This is a genomic window from Streptomyces sp. NPDC042346, assembly GCF_055581845.1.
On the sequence record NZ_JBVJEH010000012.1, the window covers coordinates 185,525 to 208,367 of the forward strand.

16 protein-coding genes are annotated in these 22,843 nt (G+C 70.6%); 8 read left to right on the forward strand and 8 right to left on the reverse strand.

Annotated elements, in window-relative coordinates:
• The 3 genes from ACZ6K0_RS36190 to ACZ6K0_RS36200 form a co-directional block, all read right to left on the reverse strand.
• Window positions 1-186: tectonin domain-containing protein (locus ACZ6K0_RS36190; RefSeq protein ID WP_469577721.1), on the reverse strand; the 186-nt coding region annotated here is incomplete at its 3' end.
• An 884-nt stretch (window positions 187-1,070) separates the two neighbouring features.
• Window positions 1,071-1,580, reverse strand: a complete 510-nt coding sequence (locus ACZ6K0_RS36195; protein ID WP_376407865.1) for a sortase — start codon at window positions 1,578-1,580, stop codon at window positions 1,071-1,073.
• Window positions 1,581-1,904: 324 nt separating this feature from the next.
• On the reverse strand, window positions 1,905-3,569 hold the full coding sequence (locus ACZ6K0_RS36200; protein WP_376407866.1) for an FAD-dependent oxidoreductase: 1,665 nt from the start codon (window positions 3,567-3,569) through the stop codon (window positions 1,905-1,907).
• 231 nt (window positions 3,570-3,800) lie between these two features.
• On the opposite strand from ACZ6K0_RS36200, the gene ACZ6K0_RS36205 reads away from it, so the two are divergent.
• The 7 genes from ACZ6K0_RS36205 to ACZ6K0_RS36235 all read left to right on the forward strand — a co-directional run bounded on the left by ACZ6K0_RS36205 (window position 3,801) and on the right by ACZ6K0_RS36235 (window position 9,155).
• Window positions 3,801-4,922 carry a SchA/CurD-like domain-containing protein gene (locus ACZ6K0_RS36205; protein WP_376407868.1) on the forward strand — a complete coding sequence of 374 codons (1,122 nt, stop codon included), beginning with the start codon at window positions 3,801-3,803 and terminating at the stop codon, window positions 4,920-4,922.
• A 67-nt stretch (window positions 4,923-4,989) separates the two neighbouring features.
• Complete coding sequence (locus ACZ6K0_RS36210; protein ID WP_376407870.1) at window positions 4,990-5,460, forward strand: cupin domain-containing protein; 471 nt, start codon at window positions 4,990-4,992, stop codon at window positions 5,458-5,460.
• Complete coding sequence (locus tag ACZ6K0_RS36215) at window positions 5,457-6,725, forward strand: beta-ketoacyl-[acyl-carrier-protein] synthase family protein (RefSeq protein WP_376407872.1); 1,269 nt, start codon at window positions 5,457-5,459, stop codon at window positions 6,723-6,725. The genes ACZ6K0_RS36210 and ACZ6K0_RS36215 overlap by 4 nt, the downstream gene beginning before the upstream one ends.
• Window positions 6,722-7,969, forward strand: coding sequence for a ketosynthase chain-length factor (locus ACZ6K0_RS36220; protein WP_376407874.1), 1,248 nt, complete (start codon window positions 6,722-6,724; stop codon window positions 7,967-7,969). The genes ACZ6K0_RS36215 and ACZ6K0_RS36220 overlap by 4 nt, the downstream gene beginning before the upstream one ends.
• A 24-nt stretch (window positions 7,970-7,993) precedes the next feature.
• Complete coding sequence (locus ACZ6K0_RS36225; protein ID WP_376407876.1) at window positions 7,994-8,254, forward strand: phosphopantetheine-binding protein; 261 nt, start codon at window positions 7,994-7,996, stop codon at window positions 8,252-8,254.
• A gap of 1 nt (window position 8,255) precedes the next feature.
• Window positions 8,256-8,735: an SRPBCC family protein gene (locus tag ACZ6K0_RS36230; protein ID WP_469235629.1), complete on the forward strand. Its 480-nt coding sequence runs from the start codon at window positions 8,256-8,258 to the stop codon at window positions 8,733-8,735.
• 87 nt (window positions 8,736-8,822) lie between these two features.
• Window positions 8,823-9,155 (forward strand): TcmI family type II polyketide cyclase, encoded by a 333-nt coding sequence (locus ACZ6K0_RS36235; RefSeq protein WP_469235631.1) that lies wholly within the window; start codon window positions 8,823-8,825, stop codon window positions 9,153-9,155.
• Between the two features lie 81 nt (window positions 9,156-9,236).
• Here ACZ6K0_RS36235 and ACZ6K0_RS36240 read toward each other — a convergent pair whose 3' ends face one another.
• Together ACZ6K0_RS36240 and ACZ6K0_RS36245 are read right to left on the reverse strand one after the other, a co-directional pair.
• On the reverse strand, window positions 9,237-10,286 hold the full coding sequence (locus ACZ6K0_RS36240) for a methyltransferase (protein WP_469235633.1): 1,050 nt from the start codon (window positions 10,284-10,286) through the stop codon (window positions 9,237-9,239).
• Between the two features lie 58 nt (window positions 10,287-10,344).
• Window positions 10,345-11,409 carry a right-handed parallel beta-helix repeat-containing protein gene (locus ACZ6K0_RS36245; RefSeq protein ID WP_376407882.1) on the reverse strand — a complete coding sequence of 355 codons (1,065 nt, stop codon included), beginning with the start codon at window positions 11,407-11,409 and terminating at the stop codon, window positions 10,345-10,347.
• Between the two features lie 187 nt (window positions 11,410-11,596).
• On the opposite strand from ACZ6K0_RS36245, the gene ACZ6K0_RS36250 reads away from it, so the two are divergent.
• Window positions 11,597-13,150: an MFS transporter gene (locus tag ACZ6K0_RS36250; protein WP_376407883.1), complete on the forward strand. Its 1,554-nt coding sequence runs from the start codon at window positions 11,597-11,599 to the stop codon at window positions 13,148-13,150.
• A 385-nt stretch (window positions 13,151-13,535) separates the two neighbouring features.
• Here the strand turns inward: ACZ6K0_RS36250 and ACZ6K0_RS36255 are convergent, their stop codons facing one another.
• The 3 genes from ACZ6K0_RS36255 to ACZ6K0_RS36265 form a co-directional block, all read right to left on the reverse strand.
• On the reverse strand, window positions 13,536-14,009 hold the full coding sequence (locus ACZ6K0_RS36255) for a hypothetical protein (RefSeq protein ID WP_469235636.1): 474 nt from the start codon (window positions 14,007-14,009) through the stop codon (window positions 13,536-13,538).
• 40 nt (window positions 14,010-14,049) lie between these two features.
• Window positions 14,050-20,232, reverse strand: coding sequence for an AAA family ATPase (locus ACZ6K0_RS36260; protein WP_469235637.1), 6,183 nt, complete (start codon window positions 20,230-20,232; stop codon window positions 14,050-14,052).
• Window positions 20,233-20,300: 68 nt separating this feature from the next.
• A complete protein-coding gene (locus ACZ6K0_RS36265) occupies window positions 20,301-22,673 on the reverse strand; it encodes a hypothetical protein (RefSeq protein WP_469235639.1) in 2,373 nt (790 codons plus the stop codon).
• Between the last annotated feature and the right edge of the window lie 170 nt (window positions 22,674-22,843).

Consider the following 22,843-nt stretch of genomic DNA (forward strand, 5'->3'; position numbering starts at 1 on the left):
GCCCCAGACGGTGCCGTCGGCTGCTGCGCTGATGTCGGTGAGTCCGCCGGGGACGTTGTGCCACGGGGTGGCGTCGTCGTTGGTGAACCGGTAGATCCTCGCGTCCGCGTTCACGCCCCACACGTTGGACCGCGACCCCGTCGAGATCCCCGTCAGACCGCCCGCGATCTTCTTCCAATGAGCCATGTCGACCTTGTTCCCCTCGCTCGTGCCCTGTCTTCAGGGCCCGGCCCGAGACTAGGTCCGTCAAATAGCCCAATACTGGGATTGTTCAAATAAAATGATCTGGAAATAGACGTTTGTGGCTGATCTTTCCCAGCCTGCCTGATGAAAGGGCCAGCCGGCTGCGGGCACATTGACCGGATACGCGGTCCCACTTGAGAGGGATCGACGCACCCGCACGACATGTGCAGGGGAAGGCTGCGCACGCGATCGGGGCGGGCCTCCTACCCGGACATGCCAATTGGCGGGGGGCAGTAGGCGTAGTGCTCCTGCTTCGTGTGCCCGAAAGCGGGGAGCCCGAGTACAGCACCGGGCCGGTCAGCGCCTCCACCGAGGATGCTTGGCGGCCTTGATCAGGACGGCGCCGTGTGGTTGTGCCGGCAGTGGCCCGGGAGCACCCCGCGACTGGCACGACTTGGCAAAGCCTCCGTAGCGCACAAACACGACGAAGCCCCGGATCGGGGGCCTCCCGGCCGGGGCTTCGTCGTGTCACGAGGTGTCACAGTCTCTGCGGAGTGAGGCAGACCGAGCGCCGCATACCGTGCAGTATTCGCTCTGTATGGACTGCGCGGACTGCCGTGGAAGGGCCCTACGACCTGTGCCAGGTGGTCCCCAGAGAGGGCCCGATGACCAGGACCGGAGCGTCGTCTCGCCCGTCGACGCGGTATTGCAGGATGTTCGTCGGTGTCTCACTCACCCGCAAGACCCTCTCATCTCTCGCGGTCCCGCACACCGTCGGGTCTCATCTCACGGCTGCCGCGGGTGATCGGCCGCAGCTCGGCCCCGGATCTCCTCGCGGAGCCGGGGCCGGAGCAGGTGCCGTGGGCCGTGGGGTGTGGGGCGTGGGTTCAGGCGGCGTTCCGGGCGGCGACGGTGCGGCGGCGCCTCCTGATCAGGACGCTCGCGGCGGCGCTGCCGAGGAGCAGCGCGCCGAGGGTGTACGGGCTGGCGCCGTCCCCCTCGTCCGCCGCGGCGGCGGCCCAGCCGAAGCCCGCTTCCACGGCGCCGTTCGGCCGGCCGGAGATCTGGTAGGTGACGGTCTGCTTGATGCGGGGCGGGCACTTGAGGGTCACGGTGTCCGTGCCGGAGACGGCGTCCAGCGGGAGCGTGAACTCGCCCACCAGGACGCCCTTCCGGTCGCCGGGCAGGAGGTGGAACTTCCCGCCCGCCACCGACTCGCCCTTGCCGTAGGTCTCGTTGCCGCAGGCGGTGGTGGTGACGGTGACGACGGTGCCGGGGGCCGCCTTCCCCGGATTGACCCAGGCGCCACCGGCGGGCGCCGCGACGGCGGAGGGTGCGGACAGGGCGAGGGCGCCCAGGACCAGGGCGAGCTGGGTACCCGTACGTGCGAGACGCATGCTTCTTCTCTCCTTCGGGGGAGCTTTCCCGGCCGGCGGAACCGCGCGGCACCTGTGCTGTGCTCCGTGCACGAGAAGATCCCCGACCGGTGGGCACCGCAACGGGAGGAACGCGAGCGGTGTCCCCCGGTCGGGTCTTGATCGCCCTTGCCGCCGATCATCGCCGCAGGTCACGGCGGGCCGTGCGGCGTTCGGGAACGACGTGCGCCCTGCGCGCGAACGGGCTAGGGTGCGCCTCCTCGATGAGCCGGTCGGCCGACGCCCGGAATCACGCCCCGGAATCCCACCGCGGACTCGCCCCCTCCCGGAATCACGCCCCCGGGATCACGCCCCCCGGCCCAGGATCGCCGCGAGGGCCTGCCGCAACGCCGCTTCGGGGTCGGCGGACGCCCCTTCGGACCGCCACGCGACGAACCCGTCGGGGCGGACCAGCACCGCGCCGTCCGGGGTGACGCCGTGGGCCTCCGCCCAGTCCGTGTCACTCGCGGGGGAGAGCTCCGCGTCGGGCCCGTCGCCGATCCGGTACGCGTCGAGCGGCACCGACAGCTCCTGCCCGACGCGGGTCGCCGCGGTGTGCCACCCGCCGGCGCCGTCCCCGGAACTCAGGAGCACCAGGGACCGCTCGTACAGGTCGAGGGTGGAGACCCGGGTGCCGGCGCGGTTCAGCCAGACGTGGGGTGCCCGGCTCCCGGGTTCGCCCGTCAGCCGCAGTCCGTCGGGCACGACCGGCGCCGTCCGGTCGGCGCCCAGGACGGCGCCCTGCGGATAGCGGTAGCCGAGCACCACGTTGAGGATGCCGCCCTTCCTTCCCTGGGGGCCGCCGGCTCCGGGCTCGGGGGTGTACCCGGGGTGGCTGTGCTCGACCGACCGCGCCGAAGCCCGGGCGCTCGTGGCCTCCGCCACCGGCCGGCGCTCCGCGTCGTAGGACGCGAGCAGGCCGGGGCCCGCCCAGCCGCCCAGGACGGCGGCGAGCTTCCAGGCGAGGTTGTGCGCGTCCTGGATACCGGTGTTGGAGCCGAAGGCCCCGGTGGGCGGCATCTCGTGGGCGGAGTCGCCGACGAGGAACACCCTTTCGTCCGCGTACCGTTCGGCGATCCTCTCGGCCGCGTGCCAGGGGGCTCTGCCCGTGATCTCCACGTCGAGGTCCGGCACTCCCACGGCGCGCCGGATGTGTTCCCTGCACCGCTCGTCGGTGAACTCCTCGAGCGTCTCGCCGTGTTCGGGGTGCCACGGGGCGTGGAACACCCAGCGCTCCCGGTTGTCGACCGGCAGCAGGGCTCCGTCGGCCTCCGGGTTCGTCAGGTAGCAGACGATGAAGTGCCGGTCGCCGACGACGTCCGCGAGGCCGCGGGACACGAAGGTGATGCTCACGTTGTGGAACAGGTCGCCCTGACCGCTCTGCCCGATGCCGAGCCGCTCGCGGACCGGGCTGCGCGGGCCGTCCGCCGCGACGAGGTAGTCCGCGCGGATGGTGGTGTGCTCGCCGGTTTCGCGGCTCTTGACCTGCGCGGTCACTCCTTCGGCGTCCTGCTCGAAGGACATCATCTCCGTCGCGAACCGCAGGTCTCCGCCCAGCTCCCTGGCGCGCTCGAGCAGCACCGGTTCGACGTCGTTCTGGCTGCACAGGCACCACCCGGCAGGGCTGAAGCGGGCGAGGCCGCCGCCGGGGTCGATCTCCTTGAACAGCCACTCGCCGGCATCGCCGACGAGGCTCGGCGTCTGCAGCACGCCGTTGTTGAGCGCCAGGACCGAGGCGGCCTCCTGGACGGGCTGCGCGACCCCGGCGCTGCGGAACAGCTCCATCGTGCGCACGTTGTTGCCGCGGCCGCGCGGGTGGATCGACGTGCCCGCATGGCGCTCGACCAGTGTGTGCGGCACCCCGAGCCGCCCCAGGAACAGCGCGGTGGACAGGCCCACCAGCGAGCCGCCGACGATCAGTACGGACGTGCGGTGACCGGCTGCTTCGCCGGCCACGTCGAATCGGTTCATGGTTCGTCTCCGGCGTCACCTGCGACGCGAGTCGGGGATGGGATGCAGATTCAAGTCCTTCGGGGACGGGTCCGCGTGCCGGAGGCACCCGGATGACACGCGGTTCACTCATCCGCTTTATCGGACTCGCGCGCTGTCGGCGCTCCTGTCAACCATCGACACACGACGACCCCGGCGTTTCGGACACGCAGGTCGTTCCCACCCCCCACCAAGAAGAGAGAGGTGTGCCGGATGGCCCCCTCGGGACGTATCTCGCAATCCGTGTTCGACGGCTCCAGGCTGCGGGTGATCCTCCTGCTCGACCTGTACGAAGGAGCTCAGCAGCAGTTCCTCGACGCGTACGAACTCATGCGCAAGCAGGTCGCCTCCGTTCCCGGTCACATCAGTGACCAGCTCTGCCAGTCCATCGAGAACCCCTCGCAGTGGCTCATCACCAGCGAGTGGGAGAGCGCGCCGCCGTTCCTCGCGTGGGTGAACAGCGAGGAGCACGTCGAAACCGTCAAGCCGATGCACAGCTGCGTCCGGGACACCCGTTCGATGCGCTACAGCATCCTCCGGGAGACCACTCCGGGTCAGCCGGCCTCGCGGGCCGCGGCGTCGGCGGGCGTGCAGGTGGAGGCCCGCGTGGGCGACGGTGTGGCACGCCACGCCCTCACCTTCACCGTCAAGCCGGGCTCCGAGTCGAAGGTGGCGGAGATCCTGGCCGGGTACGAGCCGCCCCGCGCCCAGGTCGACGAGACCACACGGCTGCGCCGTACCTCCCTCTTCATGCACGGCAACCGCGTCGTCCGTGCCGTGGAGGTGGAGGGCGACCTCCTCGCGGCCCTGCGGCACGTCGCCCGGCAGCCCGAGGTACGGGCGGTCGAGGAGGCCATCAACCCGTACCTGGAGCAGGACCGGGACCTGACCGACCCCGAGTCGGCACGGGTGTTCTTCACCCGGGCCGCGCTCCCCGCCGTCCACCACGTGGTGTCCGGCCGGCCGGCACCGGCCGACCTGCGGCGGCACGCGCTGTACTACCCGGCCAAGGAGGGCGGCGGGATGGAGCTGGCCCGGCTGCTCGCCCAGCAGGACCGGGCCGCGGCGGACGCCCCGGACAGCCCGGTGTACGGCAGCACCGTGTTCCAGCGCGACGACATCGTGGTGCGCCTCGTCGACATCACGGGCGACCTCGACCTCGACCCCGTCGCCTCCCTCGGGCTCAAGGGCGCCGGGAAGGCCGCGGAGCTGGAACGCCTCCTCGACGGCCCCGCGATCGGCGTCGAGGGCTCCCTGAAGACGGAGCGCAACATCAACCGGCTCCTGTCGCACGCCGACATGCTGCCCGTCACCGACCGCACGGCGGATTCCTGACGGCCCGTCGCGGCCCCCGCCGGCGTCGCTCCCCCACACGTCACTGCCATGACCGGAGGTATCAACCATGCTCAAGCAGCGTCCACGCATCGTGAACCTGAGCGAGACGGAGCCCAACCGCAGGCGCGGAGGTGACCTGCGGGCCATGCTCACGCCGGCCACGGTGGGTTCCACCAGCGGCTTCATGGGCCTGGCCATCGTTCAGCCGGGCGAGCGCATCGGCGAGCACTACCACCCGTACTCCGAGGAGTTCGTGTACGTCGTCTCGGGCGAGCTGGAAGTGGACCTGGACGGCGACACGTACGCGCTCCGGTCCGATCAGGGGCTCCTGATCCCGATCGACGTGCGGCACCGCTTCCGCAACGTCAGCGACGTGGAGGCCCGGATGGTCTTCCACCTGGGCCCGCTCGCCCCCCGGCCGAGCCTCGGCCACGTCGACACCGAGGTCACCGACGAGGCCGAGCTCGCCGCCGCGGGCCCCCACCTGACCGTGCACGACCCGGGACAGGTGTCCGAGCGAAGCGGGGCCATCGAGTGAACCGGCGCGTGGCCGTCACCGGCATCGGTGTGGTCGCTCCGGGCGGTACCGGAGCCAAGGCGTTCTGGGACCTCCTCGCCGCCGGCCGAACCGCGACCCGCGGCATCACCCTGTTCGACCCGGCCGGGCTGCGCTCCCGCATAGCCGCCGAGTGCGACTTCGACCCGGCGGAGCACGGACTGGACCCGGAGCTGAGCCGCCACGCCGACCGGTACATCCAGTTCGCCGTCGTCGCCGCCGGGGAAGCCGTCCGTGACGCCGGGCTCGACACCGAAGCCGAGGACCCCTGGCGCGTCGCCGTCTCCCTGGGCAGCGCCGTCGGCGGCACCACCCGGCTCGAACACGACTACGTCCTGGTCAGCGCGGGCGGCGCGCGGTGGGACGTGGACCACCGCGCGGCCGACCCCAAGCTGCACATGGCGTTCTCCCCGAGCACGCTCGCCTCCGTCGTCGCCGAACAGTTCGGCGCCCGCGGCCCGGTGCAGACCGTCTCCACCGGATGCACCTCCGGCCTCGACGCCGTCGGCTACGCCTTCCACACCATCGAGGAAGGCCGCGCGGACGTCTGCATCGCCGGGGCGTCGGACTCCCCGATCTCCCCGATCACCATGGCCTGCTTCGACGCGATCAAGGCCACGTCGCCCGACAACGACGACCCGGAGCACGCCTCCCGGCCCTTCGACAACAACCGCAACGGCTTCGTCATGGGCGAAGGCGCGGCCGTCCTCGTCCTGGAGGAGTACGAGCACGCCAGGGCCCGCGGTGCGCACATCTACTGCGAGATCGGCGGCTACGCCACCTTCGGCAACGCGTACCACATGACCGGTCTGACCGGCGAGGGGCTGGAGATGTCCCGGGCGATCGACTCCACGCTCGACCGGGCCCGGCTCGACCCCACGGCGATCGACTACGTCAACGCGCACGGCTCGGGCACCCGGCAGAACGACCGGCACGAGACCGCCGCCGTGAAGCGGTCCCTGGGCGCGCACGCCTACGACACGCCCATGAGCTCCATCAAATCCATGGTGGGGCACTCGCTCGGCGCGATCGGCGCGATCGAGGTGGCCGCCTGCGTCCTCGCGCTGAAGCACCAGGTGGTCCCTCCGACGGCGAACTACGAGACCCCCGACCCCGAGTGCGACCTGGACTACGTACCGCGCACCGCCCGCCCCCGGAAGCTCCGGAACGTGCTCTCCGTGGGCAGCGGATTCGGCGGCTTCCAGTCCGCGGTGCTCCTGACGGGGCCAGGTGGGAGGACACGATGAGCAGTGAGCGCCCACGGCGCGCGGTCGTCACCGGCATCGGTGTGATCGCCCCCAACGGATTGCGCGCCGACGCGTACTGGAAGTCCGTCCGGGAAGGGCTCGGCGCCCTGGACCGGATCACCCGCGAGGGCTGCGAGGACATGCCGCTCAAGGTCGCGGGCGAGGTCCGGGGCTTCGACGCCGCCGCCCTGATCGAGGAGCGGTTCCTCGTCCAGACCGACCGGTTCAGTCACTACGCCATGGCCGCGGCCCAACTCGCCCTCGACGACGCCGGCCTCGCCCACGACGACCCGGAGGAGCCCTTCTCGATCGGCGTGGTCACCGCTGCCGGTTCGGGCGGCGGCGAGTTCGGCCAGCGGGAGCTCCAGAAGCTGTGGGGCCAGGGATCCAAGTTCGTCGGCCCGTACCAGTCCATCGCCTGGTTCTACGCCGCGAGCACCGGCCAGATCTCCATCCGGAGCGGGTTCAAGGGGCCGTGCGGAGTCGTCGCGAGCGACGAGGCGGGGGGCCTGGACGGCATCGCCCACGCCGCTCGGGCCGTCCGACGCGGCACGGGCGCGGTGGTCGTCGGCGCCGCCGAGGCGCCCCTCGCCCCGTACTCGATGGTGTGCCAGCTCGGCTACCCGGAGCTCAGCACCGTCGAGGACCCGGACCGCGCCTACCGGCCGTTCACCACCGGGGCCTGCGGCTTCGTCCCGGCGGAGGGCGGCGCGATGCTCGTCGTGGAGGACGAGTCCCGTGCCCGCGACCGCGGAGCGGCCGTCCGGGCCGTCGTGGCCGGCCACGGCGCCACCTTCACCGGTGCCTCCCGATGGGAGGAGTCCCGGGAGGGGCTCGCCCGCGCCGTCCGCGTCGCCCTCGACGAGGCCGCGTGCGCCCCGGAGGAGATCGACGTCGTCTTCGCCGACGCCCTGGGCGTACCGGAAGCGGACCGTGCCGAGGCGCTGGCGATCGCCGACGTCCTCGGGGCACACGCCACCCGCGTACCCGTCACGGCGCCCAAGACGGGCATCGGCCGCGCCTACTGCGGTGCGCCCGTCCTGGACACCGCCGCCGCGGTCTTCGCGATGGAGCACGGCCTGGTGCCCCCCACCCCCAACGTGTTCGACATCTGCCACGACCTCGATCTGGTGATGTCCCGCGCTCGCCCCGCCGAGCTGCGCACGGCCCTCGTCCTCAGCCGGGGACTCATGGGATCCAACGCGGCGCTGGTCGTGCGCCGCGGCGACGACTCCGCCCGGTAGGACCGGGCGGGAAGGAGAGCACAGATGATCACCACCGCACTGACCTTCGACGAACTCGCCGCGCTGATGAAGCAGGCGGCCGGCGTCACCGTCGACGCCCGGGACCTGGAGAAGGCGCCGGACGCGCCGTTCACCACCCTCGGCCTCGACTCGCTCGGCCTGCTCGGGATCGTCGGCGAAGTGGAGAACCGGTACGGCGTGGCGCTGCCCACCGACGCCGAGCGCTGCAAGACGCCCGCCGAGTTCGTCGGCCTGGTCAACAGCGCCCTCCAGACGGGAGCCTGACGTGTCCGGTCACACCGACAACAGCATCACCATCGACGCCCCGCTCGACCTCGTCTGGGACATCACCAACGACATCGAGAACTGGCCCGATCTCTTCAGCGAATACGCCTCCCTGGAGGTGCTCTCCCGCGAGGGCGACTCGACCACCTTCCGCCTGACCATGCACCCGGACGACAACGGCAAGGTCTGGAGCTGGGTGTCGGAGCGCACCGTGGACCGCCGCGGGCGGACCGTCCGTGCCCGCCGCGTCGAGACCGGTCCGTTCGACCACATGAACATCCGGTGGGAGTACGAGCAGACGCCGGCCGGGGTCCACATGCGCTGGGTGCAGGACTTCGCGATGAAGCCCGACGCTCCGGTCGACGACGACTGGATGACCGACAACATCAACCGCAACTCCCGCACGCAGATGGCCCTCATCCGGGACCGGATCGAGCAGGTCGCCCGCGACCGTCGGGGCGCCTCGGTCCTGCCGGGCTGACCGCACACGGCCGCACACGGACGCGCACACCCGCACTCCCGCACACCCCGCACTCCCGCACTCCCGCACTCCCAGGAAGGAAGGTCCATGCACCACGCTCTGATCGTCGCCCGCATGGCGCCCGGTTCGGCGCCGTCCATCGCCGACGTGTTCGCCGCCTCCGACCGTGGCGAACTCCCCCATCTGGTCGGCGTCACCCGGCGTCGCCTGTTCCAGTTCGGCGACGTGTACCTGCACCTCATCGAGTCGGAGCAGGACCCGGCGCCGGCCATCGCGAAGCTCACCGGACACCCCGAGTTCCGGGACGCGAGCGAGAAGCTGTCGGCGTTCGTCAGCGCGTACGACCCGGAGACATGGCGGAGCCCCAAGGACGCCATGGCGCAGTGCTTCTACAGCTGGGAGCGGGACGCGGGTTCCTGATCTCCCGAGAGCAGACCCGAGGCCGCCCGCCCCGCGATCGACGCGGAGCGGGCGGCCTCGGGTTTCCCTCCTGCGCCCCCGTCAGACGGGAACGGTGCACTCGAACGCGTGGAGGTACGCGTTGACCGGCCGGATCTCGCCGATGACGAGACCCGCGTCCGTCAGCCGGTCGACCATGCTCTGCCGGGTGTGCTTCGCACCGCCGACGTTGAGGAGCAGCAGCAGGTCCATGGCCGTCGTGAACCGCATCGAGGGCGTGTCGTCCACGAGGTTCTCGATCACGACGACCCGGGCGCCGGGCCGCGCCGCCTCGCGGACGTTGGCGAGCGCCCTGCGGGTGCTGTCGTCGTCCCACTCCAGGATGTTCTTGATGATGTACACATCCGCCTGGACCGGGATGTCCTCACGGCAGTCGCCGGCCACGACACGGACCCGGGAGCTCAGCGCGCCGCCGTCCCGCAGGCGCGGGTCGGCGTTCTCCACCACGCCGGGAAGGTCGAGCAGCGTGCCGTGCAGGGTGGGGTGCCGCTCCAGCAGACTCGCCAGGACGTGCCCCTGACCGCCTCCGATGTCCGCGACGGAGGAGGCCCCCCGCAGATCGATCAGGTCGGCGACGTCCCGGGCGGACTGCCGGCTCGACGTGGTCATGGCCCGGTTGAACACGTACGCGGACTCGGGCGCCTCCTCGTTGAGGTACGTGAAGAACTCCTTCTCGTACACGTCCTCGAAGGCGTTGCGGCCGGAGCGCACCGCTTCGTCGAGCTTCGGCCACACGTTCCACGTCCACGGCTCCGTGCACCACAGGGCGATGTACCGCAGGCTGTGCGGGTCGTCCTCGCGCAGCAGTCGGGACATCTCCGTGTGGGCGAACGTGCCGTCGGGGTTCTCCGTGAAGACGCCCTGGCAGGACAGTGCGCGCAGCAGGCGCCGCAGTGTCCGCGGCTCGGTCCGCACCGCGGCGGCCAGGTCCTCCACGGTCATGGGCGTGTCGTCGAGGGCGTCCGCCACGCCGAGGCGGACGGCCGCGCGTACGGCGGCGGCGCATGCCGCCCCGAACACGAGCTCCCTGAGCCGCATGGGCGGCGGCGGAACCGGATCGACAGTCGGGGGAACCGGATCAACAGTCGTCATCTGTCGCCTTCTCTGTGCTGTGGCTGTGGTGCCGTGGGTGGGAGAGCGGAGCCGGACGTCAGCACATGCCCGCGGGCTCCGAGACCCCGCAGGTGTTGCCGCGGAAGGTGTTGCCCTTGCCGGTGTCCCGGTTGGCGAGGTCGGCCGAGCCGTTGCGGAGGACGACGTTGTCGCGGATCTCGTTGCGCTCGTTGAGGGCGCCCACGAAGCTCTTGAAGAGCACGATGCCGCCCGACAGCGGCGAGGCGCCGACGTTGTCCACGATCCTGTTCTCCGCCACCAGCGTCTCCTCGGCGCCGGTGAGGACGATTCCCGAGCCCTGGAGGAAGGGCAGTCGGGGGGTCTTGGGGCAGTGCTTGTTGTTGTCGTGGACGTTGTTCCGGCGCAGGGTCATCGCCCCGGCGCGCGGCGTGGACTCGTCGCCCACCACGAACACGGCGGCGCAGTTCCCGGTCGCCTCGTTGCGCTCGACGGTCAGGTTCCGCAGGCGTCGCACGGTGACGCCGATCCGGTTTCCGGACAGGCGGTTGTGGCTGATCACCGTCCCCCGGGCGTCGACGGCGCCCGCCTCCGTGTCGGTGGTGTTGGAGACGAACAGTCCGGCGTCGGCGTTGTCCCGGGCGACGTTGTGCGTCAGGACGCTGCGTACGGACCGCTCCAGGGCGATGCCCCAGTTGCCGTTCTTCTCGGCGGTGACCCGCTGGATCTTCAGCCGGTCGGTCCGCGACGCCCACAGGCCGTTCTTGGTGAAGCCCTGGAGCGTCAGCGAGCGCACGGTGACGCCCTCGACGGGCCGGTCGGCCGTGCCGGTGACACAGACGCCGTGGCCGGCCTTGGCACAGGTGTCGTCGGCGGCGGCCGTGCCGGGCACGAGGACGGTGGAGAAGACGGTCGAGCCCCGCAGGGTCAGGTTCGGCGTCGTGATGCGGACGCTCTCACGGTAGGTGCCGGGCGAGAGGACGACCGTGTCCCCGGGCTTCGCGGCGTCCACCGCTTTCTGGATCGATTCGCCGGGCTTGACCCGGTGCACCGTCCGGTGGTCGGCCGTCGGAGCGGCGGCCCCCATCCCCGAGACCGCGAGGGTCACGGTGCATGCCAGGTAGGCGATCTGTCGTTTGGTCATGCGGCGAAGCTATGAGCGGGCCTGCGGCCGCGCCACCGCTGCTCCTCCAGGCGGACCTAGGCATACCTCCCTGCGGTCCACACGATGGGCGTGGCGCGCGGGTCCCGGGGGGAATCGCCGCTTCGCCGTGGAGCATGGGGCCCGCCGGGGGCGCCTCCTCGGTGCGACGGGCAGGGAAGGGGTTCGGATGCGCAAGTGGTGGCCCTTGGCGGCGATCTGTCTGGGCACCTTCATGCTGCTGGTGGACGTCACGATCGTGACCGTGGCGCTGCCCGCCATGGCCGCGGACCTCGGCACCACGCTCTCCGACGTGGAGTGGGTGGTCGACGCGTACGCCCTGGCCCTGGCGTCGCTGCTGCTCGGCGTCGGTTCCCTCGCCGACCGGATCGGCCGCAGGAAGGTGTACCTCGTCGGGCTGGTCGTCTTCACCGCGGCGTCGGTGGCGTGCGCGGTCGCCCCGGACGCGGGTGTGCTGATCGGCGCCCGGGCGGTGCAGGGAGTGGGCGCCGCCGGGATGTTCGGTACGACGATCGCCCTGCTCGGCATGCACTACAGCGGCCGGGACCGGGGGGTGGCCTTCGCCGTGTGGGGCGCCACCAACTCGGTCGCCGCGGCGGCCGGGCCGGTGGTCGGCGGACTCCTCACCCAGTACCTGGACTGGCGGTGGATCTTCTTCGTCAACCTGCCGGTCTGCCTGGCCGCCGTCGTGCTGACGCTGCGCTCGGTGCGAGAGGCCAAGGGCCGGGGCCAGGGCCGGCAGCGTGCGGACGTCCTCGGCATGGTCACGTTCACGGTGGCGAGCGCGGCCCTGACGTTCGGGCTGATCCGAGCCCACTCCGACGGCTGGACGGCCTCCTCCACGCTCGGCCTGTTCGCGGTGGCGGCCGCCGCCCTCGCCCTCTTCCTCGTGGTCGAGACGCGGCACGAGGACCCCGTCCTCGACCTGTCGCTGTTCCGCAGGCCGTCGTTCTCCGGGATCATGATCAGCGCCCTGTTCCTGCAAGGCGCCGCGTTCGCCTCCCTGCTGTTCGAGTCGCTGTGGATGCAGTCCGTACTGGGGTACGAGCCCGTCGAAGCCGGTCTGTACATCCTGCCCATGTGCGCCGCCGCCTTCCTCGCCTCGGCGCTCGCGGGCCGCTTCGGTCCCTGGCCGCCCCGGGCGACCATCGGCGGGGGGCTGGCGCTCATCGCCCTGGGTTCCGCGATGCAGGCCACCCTCGACGCGGGGTCCACGGGAAGCAGCCTGGTGGCGGGCCTCCTCGTCGCCGGACTGGGGGTCGGGCTCGTGACGCCGAGTCTGCCGGCGGCGGCCCTGGCCACGGTGCCGCCGGAGCGCGGAGGCATGGTGGGCGGTGCGGTCAACACGTTCCGCCAGTTGGGCTTCGCCCTGGGGATCGCCGTGTTCGGCGTGATCTTCCAGTCGCGGATCGAGCGGGTGCTGACGGCCGACGGCAGTGTCCCGGACCCGCACGGGGCGGCCGTCGCCCTGAGCGGCGGACAGGCCCGCGCGGTCCTCGCCGCCTGGCCGGAGGGCGAGCGCGCCGAGCCGGCACATCTGGTCCGCGAGGCGTTCGCGTCCGGCCTGAACGGGGTACTGGTCGTGGCGGCGGCGCTGGGAGCGGTGGCCTCCCTGATCGTCGTCGCGACCGTACGCGTCCCGGCGAGCGGCACCGAACGGCCGACGCCGGAATCGGGCCCGACCCCGCACGACCAGGAACCGCGAGCGGACGCCGCCCTGTAGCGGCGGGCCCGGCACCTGAACCTCCTCGGCCGGCGTCCGTCGGACGTGCCTACGGGATCAGGCCGCGGCCGTGATCCACGGTGAAGGACTCCAGGTGGGTGACGGGGCTGTCGGGGAGGGCTCGGGCGGTCTCGTACCAGCGGCAGGCTCGCGTACCGGGTTCCGAAGGTGGGCGAGGGCGCCGAGGAGACGACGAACTGCGCGGCGACGGGGGCACCGCCGCCCAGCACGGGGACCGTCTCGGCCCAGGCGGCTTCCTCGATTTCATCGCGGAGACCACCGGCACCGCTCGTCCTTCCCGATCGTCGCGTTCCTGTGGTGCTCCGCCGCACCCGGGTAACTGGACAAGCTCACCGAGCAGCTGCCCGCGCAGCCGTGGCTCGGCTCATTCACCCTCGCCCCGGGCCGGTCCAACGCGTGTGTGGTGGCCGACCTCCAAACCAACGCGGCGGTGAGCCGGATCCTGGAGCAGCTGAGGGCGATCGCGCCTTCGCCGCATGTCGACGAGACGCAGTTCGCCGGTTTCGCGCCCAAGCTCCACAGCCGGCTGCTCGACGCGGCCGACCGGTTCACGGATGACATCCACGATCCCGACGAACTGCTCAACGAACACCTCGAACGCCGCGTCGACCCGCTCCGGGGCCTCCGCCGCGACCCGGTCGAGGAGCAGGCCGCGGACGGTCGCCGTCACCAGCGTCGCCGCGGCCGTCGCACGCCGCTCGTCCAACCCGGACGCCACCGCCGGCTCGACGACCGCCCGGACCCAGGACCCGGTGACCTCGGTGGGGTAGTCGGCGTGCGTGTCGTGCTCGCGCAGCGCATGGGCGTAGAACTCGAAGAACGACGTCCACACCAGCACGTTGGTCCGCCGACCGGCAGGTGACGCGGTACCCCGTACGTCAGCCGACGTGGACGAGCTTCCAGCAGATCTGCAGCACGCGCTCCAGTCGGTGGACGCCTGCGGAGTCGACGTCGAAGACTTGAAGGGCCCGCAACACCTCCAGTGCCTCCTCGGGCTTCAGCTGCTCACTGTCCGTGCCCATCTTGATCGCCTCTAGCACGTCATACAGACGCATGCCGTCCGACTCCATGAACTCGTGCACAGCCCGGTAGGCGCTCCACTGCGGGGAGCGAGGTGCCAGTCCGGCCTGGGCTAGGAACGTGCTCGCGCCGTCGGCGGTGGCAAGAGCCTCCGCCGTCACGGCGAGCGCGGCCTCCTCGCCTCGGCCTTCAGCGAGCGCGGCCGACAGCCGGTCCACCAGCAGCGGCCAACCACCAGTGACCTCCCGGACATGCCCCAGCTGCGCCTCCGACGTATAGACGGGGCTCTGGCGGTCCTGCGCCCAGGCGCGCAAGCCGTCCAGGGTGAAGCGGCGCGGTGCGAGCACCTCGATCTCGGCGTCATACCCACCGGTGCCCCCACCGAAGGCGAGGGACCAGAGGGACTGTTGCTCCGGGCCCGCGATGACAACCGCGGAGCGCGTGACGCCAGGAGCCACCGGGATCCTGGACACCGCGCTCGTCACGGTCTCGCGGCAGGCTTCGTCGCTGGGCGCCTTGACGGTCAGGTCCGACAGGACCAGCCGCTGCCTGTTGCGCGGGCCCGTGGTGAGTTCCCGGTCGAATTCGGATCGCTTCGAGACGTGTGGCATCTCCCAGCCGCTGGGGACCGCCACATCGCGCAGCGCGGCGGCCACCCTGTCGATGCCGGTGGCCAATGTCCCGATGATCAGCCGCGCCTGGTTGCCGTGACCGGGCAGCACATCCGCGACCTGATCGGTGGTGAGCGGCGAATGGGAGTGACCGTCGCGCGAACGGTGGCGGGCCTCGAACTTGCTGAACAGCTCGGCCACCTGGCGGCTCGAAGCCTGCTCCAGTTCGGCCTCGACCATCTCCAGGTTGCCGATCATGCTCAAAGCGTTGGCGCTACGCAGGTGCCAGCCCCGGTGGTCCGGATCCGGCGCCAGAACGCCAAGCCCCTCCATCTCCGAGAGGTAGGCACGGAACTGGTCCGTGTCAAGGTTGTCGAAGCCCTCCGGCCACCAGAACGTGCACTCCTCGCGCAGTTTGATCTGATTCAGCCGGGAGTCCAGCCCGTGGTAATGCGCGTGATGGGCAACCACGTTGGCGATCACGTTGTAGCGCGAATCGAGCCTCAGAGTGTCGTGGAACGCCTCAGTAATGCTCCTGCGGAGGTCTCGGTCGGACTGCACCGTCTCCACGTCCGTCCGGGTGATCGTGTAGGGCGGCCCCTCGCCGGCTCCGCTGCGTTTCCCGTGCATGGCCTGCACGAGCCGGTGTCCGAACATCTGCAACAGGAAGGGCTGATAGGAGCAGTGGCCGAGGATCCGGTGGACGAGAGCTGAATCCTCAAACGCGTAGCCGAGGACCGCGAGCGGCTCGACGAGCAGGTTGACCGCGTCCTGCGGCCGAAGCGGGCCGATCACGGTGGGCCGCTGGGCGAGATGACTGAAGGGGCTGTTCACCGCGATCTTGGCGTATCGCTGCACCGAGTGGAGGCCGGCGAAGACCACTTTCACCTGGTCCTCGGTCTCGGCACCGAGATCGCGCAACCGCCTGGTCTCCGTGAACTGCGGAGAGTCCGATTCGAAGAATCCGTCGGCCTCATCAAGCATGATCAACAGACCGCGCTTGGTGTCCGTGCTGGTCCATGCCTTGATGCCGTCCAGGACCTGCTGGTAGGTGAGGACGGAGTCAGCCTTGGACCGGCGCGACTGAGGGAGGACGTCCCGCTCCTGGAGGCGGCGTCCGATCCGGTCCCACACCGTGGACGAGGGGGCGTTGGTTCCCGTGAATGTCGAGTCGAGCGACAGCAGCAGGCTGATGCGGTCGTCCGGGAGTTGGGCCTCGAACTTACGGCCGGCCTCCTTCAGGAGGGCCGACTTGCCGAGCCCGCGTCCACCGAACACCACCTGGTCGCCGGTCGCACGCTGAACCGACGAGAGCTCGTCGTGCCGACCGAAGAACATCTCCTCGGCGACCGGCGCACGCTTGCCCATGACGTACGGATTCACGGCGCTGAACGGCAGCAGGATCCGCATCGCGGAGTCCAGCCGCTGGTTGCCCCGGGCCGCGAGGTGCGCCAGCGCCGCGTCGTCCAAGACGACGATGGCGCGTCGACCGCCGGCGCTCTGTGCCGCCAGCGCGGCGCGGTTCCGCACGGAGAGGGTGCCGAAGTAGGCGACAAGGAGACTGTCGTCGTTGGGGTCCTGCTGGATCCAGGACAACAGCGTCTCCGCGGACGGGCGGTCCCACACGAGCATCAGGCGGAGGCTGCCGCGCAGCCCCGACCCGAAGGCGGGCACCAGTGCCGAACCTGTGTAGGTGACGGCGGACAGGTCGAGGAAGCGGTAGCTACCGGAGCGGGGCCGCTCGACTCTCTGCGGCCCCTTCTTACTGCTGTAGCCGACCAACCGCAGCGCGGGCAGGAGGAGGTCACTCTCACGGACTCCCTGGGTGCGCTGGCTTCCCTTCCGGGCCGCTAGATCCATCCAGCCGGTGAGTGCCTGCGCCGTCTGCTCGGCGATCTCGGGCGAGAGCGCGGAGTAGTCGAGAGCGGGCAGGTCAACGAAACACTCGCGCCGCCGCACGCTCGTGATCAGCTCCGTGCTGATCCCCGTGCCGACAAGGGCGTTCGGCACGTCAGGGAAGAAGGAACCGAGCCCCTGGTCGATCGCCTCCGTGTCCGGGATGCTCTCCCCGTTGACCAAGTAGGAGATGAGCTCGTCCGCGGTGAGCAGATCACCACTCTCGATGAGTTGCTCCACACGCCCTCGGTCAGCGCTGTCGAGTCCGTCGACCTCGTCAAGCCGGCTGCGCAGCGCCGCCGCATGTGCGGCCCGGGCTCGGCTGAGCTCCTCGGACAGGGATTCCAGATCCCGCCTGACCCGGGCCAGGTCGTCGTCCGGCTTGGGGGCGGCCTGTTGGATCCGGCGCTCGAACGCGCGCTCCTTCTCTTCGGTCAGTGCGCCGTCGACACGGGCCCGGCGCAGATCCTCCTCCAGTCTCTGCCGGGTGCCGTTCAACTCGGCCGCCACCTGCCTGCCGGTCTCCCGCACCAGAGGGTCCAGGGCCTCCGGCTCGGTACGGTCGTCCAGGTCCGGAAGCTGCCTGCGCGACCACAGATCCAGAAGGGCTCGGGCCGTGCCGAAGTACTCGCCCTCGACCTGGATCCGCACGGCTTCCTCCCAGGAACGCCGGCCAGCGAGCAGGAGCTCCTGCGCGGCGGGATTCTCCCGGAACCGGATCTCTCCCGTCGGACCGAGGACCGTAGCACCAGGCACCTTGAGCAGCTCGGCGTGCAGGGCGAGCTCCGTCGTGAGCTCGGTGTCGTCGAGTCGCGCCTCCCCGGCAAGCAGAGCGAACGTCCGGATCAGAGACGCGGCGGCGGCTTCCATCGTCGCGGCGGCGACGGCACCGCCCACGACCGCCAGATCACGGACTTCCCGTACGACATCGTCCCGAACGTCGAGGATCCGACCGCGCATGGCCTGAACCTGATCGGCGCTCCAGTCGGTGTCACGGGCCGCGAGCTGCCGGGCTCGGAGGATCCACCGTTCGACCTGCGCCAGGCGTTCCCCGGCCTGGCGCAGGATGTCCTGGCGGGCCGGCCCTTCCAGTCGAGCCCGGGCTCCGGAGCTCATCAACTCGCGGTCCACCTTGTCGAGTTTGGACTGGATCTGGGCCGGTTCCCTCAGCTCACGCACCCGACGGGCATGCTCGTCGAGGTGAGAACGGTCGTCGTCCGAGGCAGCCTTGAGGAGCGATCCGATCAACCCGTTCTCCGGATCCCACCAGTGCCGGGCGATCTTGCGCCCTCGCGGGAACCTGATGTTGGGCACCTGCATGAGCCCCTGGCGACAGTCCTCTTGTGCTTCGTCCAGGGCGCGTTCCAGTTCAGCGGTGTCGCGCGCGAGCGAGAGCGGCGGCGAGTGGATCAGCAGCGACTTGAGGGCCAGTTGTGCCACGTCGTCGGAAATCCTCGCGAGGCCCAGAGGCATGCCGGTCGACACCTGGCTAAGCATGGCGCCAGCCTCGGAATCACCGGTCACCAGGACCGAGCGCAGCAGCGCGGCCGTGGTCAGCATGGCATCGGCGCGGGATTCCGTGAGCTCGGCCAAGCTCGGTCCGGAGAGCAGGACACGGATGCGGGGGACGCTCTCGCTGCTGGCGGAACGCACCGCCTCGGAGCATGCCGCGATCCGCAGGGCTGTGATCCGGAAAGCGGGCTCGCCAAGGCTCTCGGCAAGGGAAGCCGCCAGGCCGTAGCGCCTTGCGGCGATCAGCTCGGCCAACGAGTCGCGAGCGCTGTTGCATTCCGCCGCGGCCGGCCCGGTCAAGCCGTGCTTCCCGACGGGTTCGCCGCTCGTCGCGGATTCGGCCGCGGTACCCGAGTCGCCTGTGGATACCAGTGACGACGGCGAGGGCGTGGCCGGATGCGGAGCCGGGGTCGCGTGCGGAGCAACAACCGAACTCCGCACTACGGGGTCGGTCCCAGAGGCCGGTGCGTCCTCGGTGTCAGGCACGCCGGATGCCTTGAGCCTTACGGGCTCCTCGACGTCTGCTGTTCGCATGCCGGGCAGCGAGACTGCCAGGGGAATCTGAGGTGGCGAGAGGTGGGCCGCCGTGGTCTCGATCAGGTCGGATTCGGATTCACCGTCAACCGGCCCGCCCTGGCCCTGATCGGTACTCCCCCTGCCAAGTGGCTCGCCGCGCGGGTCCTCGATGGCCGCGACGAGTGTCAACTCCGTGTATCTGGCAGCGGGGTAGGACAGGGAGCGGCTCATCGCGGCGAGGGGCAGCAGGGCGAGAATCTCGGCCGGCTCCTGTGCCGCGGCGTGCAGTTCCACCATCGTCAGCAGCGCGTCGAGGGCTTCGGCATCCGTGCCCTGGCGTGTGTCCCAGTCCTGGCTCTCCGCCAGCGTGCGCGCCCTCTCCCGGGCCGCGGCGAGGTCCTGGACGAGATGCGGATCGGTGCCGTCGCACGTGAGCGACGAGGACAGCTGAAGGAGCCGCTCGCGGAGCGGTGCCGAGGCGAGGCGGTCCAGTACCGCGTCGGTCTCGCGCCGCAGCTGGTCGAGGTCCACCGATTCGGGAACGATGCCGTGCCCGACGAGGCCCTCGGTCGCGGCCCTGAACGCCCGGGAGACTTCGGCGAGCGCGTCCAGGTCCTCGTCAGCCGGCGGTGCCTCTGCGGCAATGGCCCCGCTCACCCGCCGGACGGGCTCGGCCGCAGCCTCCAGAGCATCCGTTACGCTCTGGAGCGCGGCGATCAACGAGGCCGCGTCGGGCTCGCCCACCGGATCCGCGGCCGTGTCGGTCTCGTCCTGTCGCTCTCGTACGCCCCCAGCGTCCCCCTCCACCGAACCGCTCTCCTGCCCGATTGCTTCGGCCGTGCCGTGCTGCAGGGTGGTCGACCCCCCGTCCGGGGCGGAGAGCACGGCGACTACTCGCTCCGCAGCGGCCAAGGCCGCTCCCACGGCCACCCCCGAGTCGACGATCCAGGATTGGCGCAGGGACCATGCCCAGATACGCGCACTGACGACGTCGGCACCGAGTCTCGCCCAGACGGCGACACGCAGCAGAGTGGGACTCCACCGGCGAGTCAGGGTCCACGACGCGTCGTCCACCGAGCCGGATGCGGGGCGGAACCCTTCTTCGACCAGGTCTGCGTAGAGGGGATACGTCAGGTGGTATGCCGCGTCTCGTGCGTGTGCCCCCTCAGGATCCCGCCGCATGCGGGTCAGCACGTCCTGACAGAGTGCCCGGTTCACCCGCGTCCCGTCGATCGGGATGCGGAGTGAGCGGAGCAGATTGCGACGCAGGTGGACCGGCGTGGAGTTCAGTGAGTGCTCCACGTCCGCCTCGCTGAGCAGCGCGAGCGCCGCTCCGAGGGGGGTGGGCTTCGTCGTGTGAGTCGCGGTGAGAGCCTCGGAGAGACTTTCGAGCGCGGATAGCAGGCCCTCTGGCGCCTCGTGTGGGTCCGCGTCTCTGAGGTCGACGGGGTAGGGCGTGGTTCTGCGTGCGGCGGCGGTGTTGTGAGAGCGATGGGACGTCGTCATACGGGGGCTCCAGCCGCAGGGCGGTCGGTGGTCTAGGAGAAGGGAGAGGAAACGGCGCGTGCGAAGGGTCAGCGGCCGCGTCGGTGGGGACGTACGTACGTGAAGCCCGGAGGTAGTTCACCGGGGCCGGTAAGACGGAATCTGCGGTGGTCCTCCCGGTACCGCACCCGCTGTTCCTCGGTCGCCTCATGGCCGAGGTGTCCGATGCGCCGCAGGAACCCACCCACGGTGTGTTCCCGCCCGCTCACGAACCGCGAGTGGAACGCGTCTTCGTCCTCCGGGAACGAGCCGCCGCGAACAGTACTCACCGGTGGCCAGTAGCAAACGAGATCCTCCACTGGTTCACCGCGGCGCGGCGGATGGTAGGTACGTCCGCTGTAGCTGCGGCTGCCTCGGGTCACGGTGAGTCGCCGATCGGCGATCATTTCCGTGAGCGCCCGCTCGATCCCCGGCACGTCCACGGCGATTCCGTCCAAGACGATGCTCGCGGCCTCCGGAACGTCCGCCCGGGCGAGCATGGCCTGCCCGTACTGGTCGAGCAGACCGAGTCGGCGCACCGCCGCCAACAGCACGCCTTCGGGAGACAGCTCAGGTCCGTCCGACCTACTTCCACGGTGCGGGTACCGGTCTCCGTCACGCGTGAGCACGCGCGGGTCGTAGCGATGCTCGACGAGCTGCCCGTCGATGATCAGCGACTGCGCCAGCAGCGTGGTCCGCCCGTGCACGACGCTGCTGCCCCGCACCCAGGTGAACGTGATCCAGATGCCAGGGAAGAAGGCCTCCGGCCAGACGATGCCCGCCAGCCGGGCCTGTTCCTCCATCACCACATGCACGTCGTGGCACGCTTCCCCGGGCGCAAGTACACGACCGCCGTGGTCGAGCAGGATACGCATCCCGCCTACGGCCGTCCGACTCCGGAACAGCTCGTCGGCAAGGGTGTCGGTGAGCGGCAGACAGCGTCCCTGAACGTGGGAGGCGCGCAGCGGAAGCGCCCAGCGCACTTCGCTCTCGGTCATACGCAGGTCCACCACGACGCCGAGATCGGAGTCGTCCGGTCGGTGAAGACCTCTCCCGACACTCGCGGTCCGCGTACCCGGTTCAGCGGCTGCCGTCGGCTCTCCGACCGCTGCGCTCGGCACGCCCTGGACACCGTCGGCACCGGTGGTCGGGAGACTCTCCAGCCAGCCCCGCCCGCACGGCGCGTCGGCGGGGCCGAACAGCGGGTCGGTCGCCGCGTCCCCTGGCTCCTCCAGCATGCTGCGCCAGATCCCACCCGCCTGCCATCGGTCGTCCAGGGACAGCCGGACACCACCGTCCATCAGGCCGGACAAGTCGTCGGCTTCCCTCCGCGCCACATCGGCGAGGACGGAGTTGGCGTGGCAGACGGCAAGGGGGTACCTCGTTCCGCGTATCTGCTCGTGCCACTCGGTACGCGAGCGCAAGGCAGCACCCACGGCGGTGTACACGGGGGCCGAGCCGAGTACGCTGTTGCGTCGCCCTGTGCGCGTCGCCCGCCGAACCGTCGATCGTGCGAACCGGTCCAGGTCGTCCCGGCCCAGCGGCCCCGTGGAGGCCAGCCTGCTCGCCATGGATGCTCGGGTGAAGGCATACTCCCCCCACATGCGCGCCTGATCGAGCGATTTCAGCGCGTGCCGTACGGCATCCATCACACCCCGGACTCCCGCCACGAGCTCCTCTTCCCGGTGTCCGGGGGCGAGCAGCGTAGGCAGCGGGGCGGGGGCCGTGACGCTGGTCAGCTGAGCCCGGCCGCGGGTGACCAGGAAGCGGGCGTAGTACTCGGCGTCGTCGAGATCCGCCTCAGACTGTGTGTAGCGCGCGTCGACGACCAGGTGACCGTGGAGGTCCGTCCGCCCCTGTCGCTGCAGGCGGAGCGCCCGCGCGGTTGTCGGCGCCAGCTCATGTCCGAAGGCCGTGCTGTCAAAGATCAGGCGCTCTTGGAGCACGGGGGCGTCGTCCAGAGTGCACTGCCCCGGACCGCGGGCGCCGGACGGCGCTCCGGAGAGCCATCCCGGGACGTCACCGAAGGGTTCGACCTGTTCGTGGGCCCCCTCCTTGTACACGATTTCGGCCGGGAGGAGGTCTCCTCCGGTCCGGATGTTGATCATCGCGCCGACTGGGAGGGCGTCGATCTCGTCACCCAAGGCCACCGAGGGGAAGGCGCCGATGTCCAGCGGACCGCCCACGTACCCGCCGGAAGCCACGTCATAACCGAAGTACACGGCGTTGAAGGCCACGGCCGTGTGCACGGGCACGTCACGGGCCTCGACCAGAGCGCAGAGGTAGGTCGTCAGTCGCTCCCTGGTCTCCGGATCGCACGAAACCCATCCGCCCAGGAACGCCGCCGTGACAAGCGGCTCGTCCTCGTAGGGGCGCCAGACCTGCGGGGACACGGTTGCCGCGGGTTGGTGGGGTAATTCCATGGGCGATCCGATCTGGGTGGTGCCGGCCCCGGTGGGAGGGCCAAGAACCTCTGCTTCACGGGTGGTTCGTCTGCGCCACTCGAGGAAGGTGACGGGTATGTGGAGGCGAATGGCGAGGGAGAGGCGATCCGGAGGGGTGCCTCACGCCTCACGATGGCGGTGACTCTTTC